General features: G+C 45.2%; 9 protein-coding genes. All 9 read left to right on the top strand.

All coding sequences use genetic code 11. The features are described from left to right. The first annotated feature begins 478 nt into the window (after positions 1-478). Positions 479-4,612, top strand: coding sequence for a thrombospondin type 3 repeat-containing protein (locus ABD128_RS03430; RefSeq protein ID WP_343986508.1), 4,134 nt, complete (start codon positions 479-481; stop codon positions 4,610-4,612). A gap of 161 nt (positions 4,613-4,773) precedes the next feature. Next, the gene (locus tag ABD128_RS03425) at positions 4,774-6,456 is read left to right on the top strand and encodes a DUF1800 domain-containing protein (RefSeq protein ID WP_343986504.1); all 1,683 of its coding nucleotides are present in this window, start codon (positions 4,774-4,776) and stop codon (positions 6,454-6,456) included. Between the two features lie 10 nt (positions 6,457-6,466). Then, complete coding sequence (locus ABD128_RS03420; RefSeq protein ID WP_343986501.1) at positions 6,467-7,804, top strand: DUF1501 domain-containing protein; 1,338 nt, start codon at positions 6,467-6,469, stop codon at positions 7,802-7,804. Positions 7,805-7,967: 163 nt separating this feature from the next. Next, positions 7,968-8,498, top strand: a complete 531-nt coding sequence (msrA, locus tag ABD128_RS03415) for a peptide-methionine (S)-S-oxide reductase MsrA (RefSeq protein WP_343986499.1) — start codon at positions 7,968-7,970, stop codon at positions 8,496-8,498. Between the two features lie 117 nt (positions 8,499-8,615). Continuing rightward, complete coding sequence (locus ABD128_RS03410; protein ID WP_343986496.1) at positions 8,616-8,903, top strand: GNAT family N-acetyltransferase; 288 nt, start codon at positions 8,616-8,618, stop codon at positions 8,901-8,903. Between the two features lie 289 nt (positions 8,904-9,192). Further along, positions 9,193-9,504, top strand: coding sequence for a 30S ribosomal protein S10 (gene rpsJ, locus ABD128_RS03405; RefSeq protein ID WP_046561884.1), 312 nt, complete (start codon positions 9,193-9,195; stop codon positions 9,502-9,504). Between the two features lie 49 nt (positions 9,505-9,553). Continuing rightward, on the top strand, positions 9,554-10,186 hold the full coding sequence (gene rplC / locus ABD128_RS03400) for a 50S ribosomal protein L3 (RefSeq protein ID WP_343986491.1): 633 nt from the start codon (positions 9,554-9,556) through the stop codon (positions 10,184-10,186). A gap of 17 nt (positions 10,187-10,203) precedes the next feature. Further along, positions 10,204-10,806 carry a 50S ribosomal protein L4 gene (gene rplD / locus ABD128_RS03395; RefSeq protein WP_110201308.1) on the top strand — a complete coding sequence of 201 codons (603 nt, stop codon included), beginning with the start codon at positions 10,204-10,206 and terminating at the stop codon, positions 10,804-10,806. After that, positions 10,803-11,099: a 50S ribosomal protein L23 gene (gene rplW, locus ABD128_RS03390; RefSeq protein ID WP_343986487.1), complete on the top strand. Its 297-nt coding sequence runs from the start codon at positions 10,803-10,805 to the stop codon at positions 11,097-11,099. Before rplD ends, rplW begins: the two co-directional genes overlap by 4 nt. Positions 11,100-11,112 lie beyond the last annotated feature (13 nt).

Below are 11,112 nucleotides of genomic sequence, written 5' to 3'. Positions count from 1 at the left end.
GCGGGTGTTGTATCTAAAATCCACGAGTAAGATTTTAGTTCGACATAAGCGACAAGCTTAGCAGAAGATTGCATCCGTGCATTTTCTGCATTCTCGCCATCCGTGGCGATCAAGGGCACTTCGGTGCCCTTTTTTATGCCTTTAAATAATGTCCATTGCTGTTACTCTATTAATATTATCCCAGACAAACCAGATTTTTATATATCACAAAATATAAAACCACATCAAATAATTCTTAGAGAACCTACAGGAAATGATATTTAAAACAATAGCTTACAATGCATACATGCATTAAATGCGCCAATTCAAAAAAATATAGGGGTAATCCCTCAACATATTTTTGGGTTTTACTCTTTTTTACGTATTTCGCATAACTTTCATTTTACTTTCACATTAATTCTGGTAATTCTAAAGGAGGTCTAATCAGTTTAATTAGAAAAAGCTCTCCCTGATAAAGTCCGAGGGATAGGTTTTGGAGATGAAAATGAAATTAACTTCTGGCTCAGTCTTATCTTGTCTATTCAGTTGCTTACTGCTGATGGCGGCAAGTGCTTATGGTGCAGACGATGACGGGGATGGTGTCGATGACGCCACCGCTGATAATTGTCCTGCTGTATACAACCCAATTCAGGAAGATACAGATGGTGATGGAGCAGGCGATGCTTGTGATACCGATGATGATGACGATGGTGTACTTGATTCAGACGACAACTGTACATTAATTTCAAACCCAGGACAGGAAGACAGTGACGGAGACGGTATCGGAGATGCTTGCGACCCTGATGTTGTTGCCTGCGGAGTCACAGAGCGCTACAAGCCTATAATTATTCCAGATGCACAGATTGCTAATGGCACATCCGGTTTAACGTGTGTTTTATGTTCAGTCTCCAATGAGGGTAATGTTATTGACTTAGACCTTAATAACAGTGCGAGAATTTCTGTACCTGTAGGCGTAACAGGTACTGCTTATATTCAAGTTGAAGCAACAAGCCAATCTTATACAGGCAACAATACGGTTGGTTTTATAGTGGAGAGACCCGGAACGCTAATTGATTTAACACTGTTAGATACTATCACGATTACTACACTCTTAAATGGTACTGCTCAAGAGAGCTTTACCGGTTCTGATCTTTTATTACTTAGCCTATTGAGTGGTGGCGATGCTGCTTTAGTTTCAATTGACGCAACTCTTGAGTTTAATCAGGTGCGAGTTACTGTAGGTGCTTTAGCAAGTGTACTCAATCAATTAGACGTATACTCTGCTTGTGTTGCACCGACACTCGTCGATGGCGATGGTGACGGTATCGCAGATGACGTCGATAACTGTCCAGCTGTACCCAATCCAGGACAAGAAGATGTCGATGGCGATGGTATAGGCGATGCTTGTGACTTGGATAATGATGACGACGGTATTGATGATGATATCGACAATTGTCCAGCTGCCAACAACCCCTTACAAACAGATTCGGATGGTGATGGTATTGGCGATGCCTGCGACTCCGATGACGATAACGACGGTGTAGATGATAGTGTCGATAACTGTCCATTAGTGAGTAATGCTGATCAAGCTGATAATGATGGTGATGGAACTGGTGATGTCTGTGATAATGACGATGATAACGACGGTATCGATGATGGTGCTGATAACTGTCCTTTAGTAAGCAATCCAGGCCAAGAAGATACAGACGGTGATGGAGTTGGTGATGCTTGTGATGCCAATACAGATACCGATGGTGACGGCATTGATGACGGAGCAGATAATTGTCCTGCTGTGGCTAATCCAGGCCAAGAAGATTTAGATGGCGATGGAGCTGGAGATGCGTGTGACAATGATGATGACGGCGACGGAGTGGATGATGGTGCTGATAACTGTCCGGTTATAGCCAATACTGATCAAGTAGACACCGATGGCGATGGTCAAGGCGACGCTTGTGATACCGACGACGATAACGATGGTATTGACGATAATAGTGATAACTGTCCTTTAATTAACAACCCAGGCCAAGAAGATGCCGACGGGGATGGTATCGGTGATGTTTGTGATACCGATAATGACAATGACGGCGTTGATGATGACGTTGACAACTGTCCTGTCGTACCTAATCCAAACCAGGAGGATTTGGATGGCGATGGTATCGGCGATGCCTGTGATGACGACATCGATGGTGATAGCGTTAACAATGATCTTGATAACTGTCCCGTAACGGCTAACACGGATCAAGCGGATGCTGATGGTGATGGCACAGGTGATGCTTGTGATACCGATGATGACGGCGATGGTATAAATGACTCGACAGACAATTGTCCTGTTGTAGCTAATCCAGGCCAAGAAGACACTGATGGTGATGGCACTGGTGATGCCTGTGATAATGATGACGACGGGGATGGTATCGATGATAGCTCCGATAATTGTCCTTTGATCAGCAATCCAGGCCAAGAAGATGCAGATGGTGATGGTATAGGTGATGCATGTGATAGCAATATTGATACGGATGCTGACGGTGTAGATGATGGAATAGACAACTGTCCAGCTGTACCAAACCCTGGTCAAGAAGATTTAGATGGTGATGGGGCTGGTGACGCTTGTGACAATGATGACGACGGCGACGGCGTTGATGATAATGCTGATAACTGTCCTGCAATCATTAATCCAAACCAACAGGATTCAGATGGTGATGGTCAAGGTAATGCCTGCGATAGTGATGACGATAATGATGGTGTTGAAGATGGCATTGATAACTGTCCTGTTGTAAGTAACCCTAGCCAGGAAGATACTGATGGAGATGGTATTGGTGATGCATGTGATACCAATAACGACTCGGATGGGGATGGTATTGATGATGGGGTTGATAACTGCCCTGCAGTGGCAAACCCAGGGCAAAATGATACCGATGGGGATGGCATAGGTAATGCTTGTGACCCTGATGATGATAATGACGGTATTAATGATGGAACAGATAACTGCCCATTAGATAGTAATAGTAATCAGGACGACGCTGACGGTGATGGTATCGGTGATATTTGTGATAACGATGATGACAATGACGGCGTTGATGATAGCACTGATAATTGTCCTTTAATAAGCAACCCTTCCCAAGTTGACACTGATGGCGATGGCGTAGGAGATGCTTGTGACAGCAACACAGACTCAGACGGTGATGGCATTGATGATTCCGTAGATAACTGTCCAGCAATACCAAATGCAGATCAGAGCGATGTTGACAATGATGGTATTGGAGATGTTTGCGATAACGACGATGACAATGATGGTGTTGAAAATGACCTTGATAATTGTCCAGTCGTGAGCAACTCAAATCAAGAAGATACCGATGGTGATGGAATTGGGGATGCATGCGATAACGACGATGACAATGATACAGTCGATGATACCTCTGATAATTGTCCTGCGGTAGCTAACCCAGGCCAAGAAGATGTTGATGGTGATGGTGTTGGTGATGCCTGTGATACCGATAACGATGGTGATGGTGTTGAGGATGACTTAGATAATTGTCCGGCTAATAGCAACGTAGATCAGCAAGACAGCGACGGTGATGGTACTGGAGACGCTTGCGATAGCGATATCGACGGCGATGGTATCGAGAATGACGCTGATAACTGTCCTTATGTCGATAATCCAGGCCAAGAAGATAATGATGCCGACGGTGTTGGTGATGCATGTGATAGCGATGATGATAACGATGCTATAGAAGATGATGCTGACAACTGTCCACTGATCAACAACCCTGAGCAAAAAGATGCGGATGGTAATGGTATTGGTGATGCTTGTGAAGCGGCCGCTGATAGTGATGGTGATGGTGTCGCAGACGATGCCGACAACTGCCCAGCTGTTAGTAACCCTAACCAAAGAGACTCCGATAGCGACGGCATTGGTGATGCTTGTGATACGGATAATGGTCAAATTGAAACAGCGGTTAGCGGTGGTGGTAGCGCGACAATGATTCTGATAGCGCTACTTGGATTGATGATGCTTTATCGCAAGTCTCAACAAGCCAAAAAAGCCAAGTCTGTTGCGTTTGGCTTGATGGTTGCTGTTTTGGTGCCGTTCTATGCGGCACCTGCAACTGCCGCTCAAGACGATGAATATGGTTGGTATGCAGATATTGGTTACGGTGCAAGCAAGGTCGACCCAGAGGGTAGCTCATTCGGCTGGAGTACATCCGACGATAAAGATACCGGCTACAAAATTAGTTTGGGCGTAGAGCTATCTGAGCAATGGGCTCTGGACCTCAGTTACAACGACTTAGGGACGGCGACATTGAGTAATAGTGATCCAGCTGTTACTCAAACCACAGGTATTGATTATGAAGTGATTGCCTTTATGGTTAATTATGCGCCATGGACCTTCCATGACGAAGGCTTCAGTGTTTATGGGAAGTTTGGAGTATCGACTATTAAAAATGAGCTGTCCAACCGTGTGATTGTTGGAGGAGACGATATTTCACCAAACTATGAAGATCAAACGGTAACACAGTTTGCTATTGGACTAGGTTTGAAGTGGGATTTCGACAACGACTTCTATATGAAAACTGAGCTCGAGCGCTTCGATCGGGATGCGCTCTTCTTAAGCGTGCAGCTAGGAATGTATTTTTAACAGCCGTATCGCAGTTTAAACACTATAAAAAGCCTCCTCTTTGGAGGCTTTTTATTATGTCGATTTTGAGACTTAAGTCATAGCTCTGTGTGATAGTGTCGAAAGATTTTACACCTTGTTATTTGTAGGATAATGCTTTACACCTTGAGCCTATTCTCTTTATGCAGATAACAAAACTAATTTACCGTAGCTTGTTATATATCTTTTTTCTTTTATTTGTTGCGGCCTGTAGTGGTGGCTCGGAGGGGGAGGATGATCCAGCGTCGCCAGACACCGGTGAAGAACCGCCGGCACATGTAGATCCACCAACTTCTGGGAAAGCTTCGAGATTCCTGCAGCAAACCACCTTTGGTGCAACAACCGATTCAATAAATCGTGTGGTTGATATGGGCTATGAAGCTTGGATTGACTGGCAAATGACACTTCCGGTGACCAAGCATACCGATTACTACAATCAGTTTACTTACGATCCTGAGAGCACTTGGAGCTTGTATGTGGATGCTTGGTGGCATCGCTCTTTAAAAGCCGAAGATCAGCTACGTCAGCGCGTTGCTTTTGCACTGAGTGAAATTTGGGTGGTTAGCCAGTATGGCGTTAGCTCTGGCGGCATCGAGGGCAATCAGTCGCTATCTAACTATTATGATATTCTTTTACAGCACAGTTTTGGCAATTACCGCGACTTAATGCAGGATGTCACGCTCAACCCTGTAATGGGTGAGTATTTGAGTATGTTACGAAATAGAAAGCCTGATCTCGAGCGCAATATACGACCTGACGAAAATTATGCGCGTGAGTTGATGCAGCTGTTTACAGTCGGTTTGGTTGAGTTGAATTTAGACGGTTCACCAAAACTCGATGCACAAGGAAATACTATCCCGACTTATGACCAAGCGGATATTGAAGGCTTGGCCCATGTTTTCACTGGCTGGACTTGGCAAAATGCAGAGCGTTTTTGGTGGTGGGGTGAAAGTCGTGATCTCATCAGTCCGATGAGGGTTTTTCCAGAATTTCATGCCGACGGCGAAAAGCGCATTATTAATGGGGGTATTATTCCTGCCGGACAAACCCCTGAGCAAGATCTAGCGCAAGCACTTGATCATATTTTTAATCACCCAAACGTCGGCCCATTCGTAGCCAAGCAGCTGATTCAAAAGCTCGTAACCAGCAATCCTTCACCAGAATACATCGAACGTGTGGCAACACGCTTTAATGACAATGGCAGTGGTGTTCGTGGTGATATGAAGGCTGTAATTAAGGCGATTCTGTTAGACGAAGAAGCGATATCGGGAGTTGCTGCTCATGGCAAGCCATTCGGTAAGCTGAAAGAACCTATCTTAAGGCTAAGTGCTTTTTGGCGTGCGTTTGATGCGACAACTGGCAATGGAACCTATGAGTTTCGCTGGGTAGATAATGACTTTGCGCAAGGGCCACTTAAGTCACCTAGTGTGTTCAACTTTTTTTCGCCATCATATCAACCCGCAGGGGCTTTAAGGGATGCCGATATTGTGGCGCCAGAGTTTGAGATACATACCGAAGGCACTATGGCGAAAATGACAAACCATCTGCATTGGCGCTCGGTAAGTATGAACAGTTTTGAACGTCCTTCGCCTGAAGCCAAGGATATTATTGTCGATTACAGTGTCGAGCGCGACTTGGTGAGCGCCAGCGACGATGAGCTCATCGAGCATCTCAACGTTCTATTACTGGCAGGAACCATGAGTGACCATATGAAAACGGTATTGAAGGATTATTTGACGACAATCGATGCGGACAATCCTGAAAGAAAAGCGACAGAAGCTATTTCTCTGGTCATAACATCACCTGAATTCGCGGTACAGCGCTAGGAGCCTAAACATGAAAAGACGAGATTTTATAAAACTTGGCTCGGCCGCAGTGGCAACTTCAGGCTTAATGAGCTTCGGACAAACGGCTAAGGCGTTGAGCATCCCAACGGGTGACTATAAAGCCTTGGTATGCATTTTTTTGTTGGGTGGAAACGATGGCTTCAACATGATAGTGCCCACGAGCAACTTTGATTATGATGAGTATGCTGCCTCGCGCCAAAACATGGCAATTGCAAAAGGCGATTTATTACCCGTGTCGCCAATTTCTTATGGCAACAGTAGCTTTGGTTTTCATCCCCAGTTAGCTGAACTACAAAGCTTGTTCACTAGTGGCAAACTCGGAGTTATGGCTAATGTTGGTAATTTGGTCGAGCCAATCACACGGCAGCAATATTTAGAGCGCAGTAAGTCTTTGCCAGATCAGCTCTTTTCGCACAATGATCAACAAGATCAATGGCGCTATGTCGATCCCCAAGTGCAAAAGACTGGGCTTGGTGGGAGAGTTATGGACTTGGCAGTGCCAAATAATCAAGATCCATTATTAACCGGCATTTCAATCGATGGCCGCACTAACTGGTTAAGCAGCCAGCTTAACCTAGACCTAGCGATAGGTCGAAATGGCTTTGATCAATACAGTTACGTTGCGCCAGATAAAAACTGGACCCAAGATCGCAGAGCCGCTTTTAAAGCGCTACTGGATAGTAACTACCAAGATCCTTTTATCGACGAATTCAAGGGGCTACAGTCTCGGACCATGGAACTAGTGGAAAGAGTGGGCTCGCAAATTGACGCGGTGCCGGACTTTACAACGTTGAAACCTGAAGGCAGTTTAGCCACGAAATTGGAAATGGTGGCGAAGATTATTGCGATTCGAGCGGAGCTAGGTATGGAGCGCCAGATCTTTTACGTCGGTATGGGAGGATATGATACCCATGATAATCACATTAGCCGCCAGCAAGCGTTATTCACTGAGTTGAGCCAAAGCATGAAGTATTTCTATGACGTTACTGCTGAGTTGGGCGTAGAGCAAAGTGTAACTAGCTTTACCAGCTCGGATTTTGGCCGAACTTTAACCAGCAACGGTGATGGTACCGATCATGCCTGGGGTAATCATCAGTTGATCATGGGCGGCGCTGTGCGAGGTGGTGATATTTATGGACAGATACCGAGCCTTGAAATTTCTGGGCCAGACGACGCTAATGACGATGGACGTATTATTCCAACGACTTCTGTGGAGCAGTACATGGCAAGCCCGTTGCGTTGGTTTGGCTTAACTGACAATGAAATAAATGGTGTTATGCCGAACTTAGCGGCCTTTGACCCTAATGCAGTGGATTTCATGCTATAGATAGCACTACTTTCGACTAGAATGGTTTAAAGCCCCACTTGGGGCTTTTTTTACTCCAGTAACCTTGTGGCATAGCGCATCGCTAACATTGCTTTTTAGCCAACAAAGTTGGTACTGTAACAAGTATAGGTGTGTGTAGAGAATTATCGTGATAAGGAGCGAAATGGATACGAAAGCAACGTTTGGTGGTGGCTGTTTTTGGTGTGTAGAGGCCGTTATGCAACAACTAAATGGTGTAGAGTCCGTGGTTTCAGGTTACGCCGGTGGCGACACTGAAGCGCCGACCTACCGCCAGGTGTGTTCAGGCACGACCGGGCACGCTGAAGTTGTGCAGGTTACCTTTAACCCTCAAGAGATCAGCTATCGTGATTTGGTTGAGGTGTTTTTAACTTCGCACGATCCGACTCAGGAGGATGGCCAAGGAGCTGACATCGGTACTCAGTATCGCTCGGTCATCATGCTGCACAGTGACGAGCAGCGCCAGGTAGCCGAAGAGGTGATCAAAGAGATGAGCCCTTTGTTTAATAAACCCATTGTGACGCAACTATTAACTGAGCAGAAGTTTTACCCAGCGGAAACTGAGCACCAAGATTTTTATGCCAATAACAGTATGCAACCCTATTGTATGGCAGTGATTAACCCTAAGCTAAGTAAACTACGCCAGCAACATGCCGATAAGCTTAAATCTGCCTAGAGGCGAAGTTAATCGTGGTTTTATGATATAACTATCAATAGGAGAGTGCTCTGTAGCGGTCAGGGTATATGTTAACGGCACAGAGCAAGTAAGCTGGAGTCACACAAGGGGGCAGTAATGACATATCAGGCAATCCATCACCCAATGGAAAAGAAGTTCACTGTGGTGTTAGACGGTGGTTATAACGGCGAAGTCCGCTATAAGCAAGAAGGAACCACGTTACATTTAGAGCATGCAGAGGTGCCAGAGGCGCTTCGCGGTAAAGGCCTCGGTGCTAGTATGGTTGAAGCCGTATTAAGAGCTATCGAGCAAGAACGCTTCAAAGTGGTTCCAGTGTGCCCATACATCAAATACTTTATGGATACCCACAGAGACTGGGCGCACCTTAAAGCCGAGCAAAGCTAACCACCCCATAGCGACTAAGAACAACGCTTGAAGCCTTAAATTAATTGGCGTTGTTCCTTGCAATCCAATTCCTGATCCCATATAATTCGCGTCCCTTTGTAGGCGTAACTGCCACTATTAGGGTTGTTCTTGCGAAGCAATTTCAGACTTTATTGCAAAGTAAGTGATTGATTTTGCTAACAACAGGCTCGATTTGAGTCTGAAACAAGTTTGGTAACCGCACCCCTCGCAGTAGTAGGGTGGAGCGGTTTTTTATGTTCTTTTAATTAATATAGTGGAGTTCTTTGCAATGGCAAAGCAACGTATTCGAATCAGATTGAAAGCGTTTGATCACAAGTTGATAGATATTTCAACTTCAGAGATCGTAAACACCGCTAAGCGTACTGGTGCTCAGGTAAAAGGTCCTATCCCTTTACCGACGCGTAAAGAACGCTTCACCATCTTGACTTCACCACACGTGAATAAAGATGCGCGTGATCAGTATGAAATTCGTACGCACAAGCGTTTAGTGGACATCATCGAGCCAACAGAAAAAACAGTTGATGCTTTGATGAAGTTGGATTTGGCAGCTGGTGTTGATGTTCAAATTAGTCTTACTTAAGACAGACATCAGCGGCAAGGTTATAACCATTTCGGTTGAGGTTTAAAACATGGCTATCGGAATAGTAGGTATAAAACGAGGAATGACTCGTGTCTTCACTGAAGACGGCGTGTCTATCCCGGTTACCGTAGTAGAAGCCGACCCAAATCGCATCACTCAGCTTAAGACAGCTGATGTTGACGGTTATGAAGCGGTTCAAGTGACTACAGGAAGCCGTAAGGCAAACCGTATCAGTAAAGCAGAAGCTGGACATTATAAGAAGGCTAACGTGGAAGCTGGTCGTGGTTTGTGGGAGTTCCGTGTGGACTCTTTAGAAGGTTTTGAAGTTGGCGGTGAAGTCAAAGTTGAAGTTTTCGAAGAAGGTCAAAAAGTTGACGTAACTGGTACTTCTAAAGGTAAAGGTTACGCTGGCGTAATTAAGCGTTGGAACTTCCGTGGTCAAGATACGACTCACGGTAACTCATTAGCGCACCGTGCTCCTGGTTCTATTGGTCAAAACCAAACTCCAGGTCGCGTATTTAAAGGCAAGAAAATGTCTGGCCACATGGGTGCTGAGCGTGTAACTGTACAAACTCTAGAAGTTGTACGTGTTGATGCTGAGCGCAATTTATTGTTAATCAAAGGTGCCGTCCCAGGCGCTACCGGCGGCGATGTAATTATTCATCCTGCTGAGAAAGCCTAGGCCAAGAGGAGTTGACTATGGAACTTAGTTTGACATCTGGCGGCGCAATAAAGGTTTCTGAGGTAGCTTTTGGCCGTGAATTTAACGAGTCATTAGTTCACCAAGTAGTAGTCGCATATATGGCTGCTGCTCGTGCCGGTACTCGCGCACAAAAGAACCGTAGCGCTGTTAGCGGTGGTGGTAAGAAACCTTGGCGTCAAAAAGGTACAGGTCGTGCCCGTGCTGGTACTATCCGTAGCCCATTATGGCGTAAAGGTGGTGTAACTTTCGCTGCGCAACCACAAGACTACACTCAAAAAGTAAACCGCAAAATGTACCGCGGTGCGATCCAAAGCATTCTTAGTGAATTGGTTCGTCAAGATCGTTTGATTGTAGTAGAAGAATTTGCTGTTTCAGCTCCGAAAACTAAAGAGCTAGTAAGCAAGTTAAAAGACCTCGATGCTAAAGAAGCGTTGATCGTGACTGAAGAAGTTGACGAGAACTTATTCTTAGCCTCTCGTAACCTACATAAAGTTGACGTTCGTGACGTTCAAGCAATCGACCCTGTTAGCCTAATCGGCTTCGACAAGGTTGTAATGACTGTCGCGGCTGTTAAGAAAGTAGAGGAGATGTTGGGATGAACCAAGAGCGTATCTTAAAAGTTCTTCTAGCGCCTCACGTTTCTGAGAAAGCGACGATTTTAGCTGAAAACGACAACCAATTCGTTTTCAAAGTAGCTAAAGACGCGAATAAGCGTGAAATCAAAAAAGCTGTAGAAACTTTGTTTGAAGTCGAAGTTGAAAACGTTCGTACTTTAAACATGAAAGGTAAACGTAAGCGTTTTGGTCTACAAGAAGGCCGTCGTCCAAACTGGAAAAAAGCTTACGTCTCATTGAAGCCAGGTCAAGACCTTGACTTCGTTGGCGGCGAGTAACGAAGGAGATTAG

The sequence above is a fragment of the Kangiella japonica genome (genome assembly GCF_039523535.1).
GTDB classification, from domain to species: Bacteria; Pseudomonadota; Gammaproteobacteria; order Enterobacterales; family Kangiellaceae; genus Kangiella; species Kangiella japonica.
This window is presented reverse-complemented; position numbering and strand designations above follow the sequence as displayed.

What these genes read in the sequence shown, in the direction of transcription:
- rplW (WP_343986487.1), top strand. Translation starts at nt 10,803, where the DNA reads ATGAACCAAGAGCGTATCTTAAAAGTTCTTCTAGCGCCTCACGTTTCT.
- ABD128_RS03430 (WP_343986508.1), top strand. Translation starts at nt 479, where the DNA reads ATGAAAATGAAATTAACTTCTGGCTCAGTCTTATCTTGTCTATTCAGT.
- ABD128_RS03420 (WP_343986501.1), top strand. Translation starts at nt 6,467, where the DNA reads ATGAAAAGACGAGATTTTATAAAACTTGGCTCGGCCGCAGTGGCAACT.
- rplD (WP_110201308.1), top strand. Translation starts at nt 10,204, where the DNA reads ATGGAACTTAGTTTGACATCTGGCGGCGCAATAAAGGTTTCTGAGGTA.
- rplC (WP_343986491.1), top strand. Translation starts at nt 9,554, where the DNA reads ATGGCTATCGGAATAGTAGGTATAAAACGAGGAATGACTCGTGTCTTC.
- rpsJ (WP_046561884.1), top strand. Translation starts at nt 9,193, where the DNA reads ATGGCAAAGCAACGTATTCGAATCAGATTGAAAGCGTTTGATCACAAG.
- ABD128_RS03425 (WP_343986504.1), top strand. Translation starts at nt 4,774, where the DNA reads ATGCAGATAACAAAACTAATTTACCGTAGCTTGTTATATATCTTTTTT.
- ABD128_RS03410 (WP_343986496.1), top strand. Translation starts at nt 8,616, where the DNA reads ATGACATATCAGGCAATCCATCACCCAATGGAAAAGAAGTTCACTGTG.
- msrA (WP_343986499.1), top strand. Translation starts at nt 7,968, where the DNA reads ATGGATACGAAAGCAACGTTTGGTGGTGGCTGTTTTTGGTGTGTAGAG.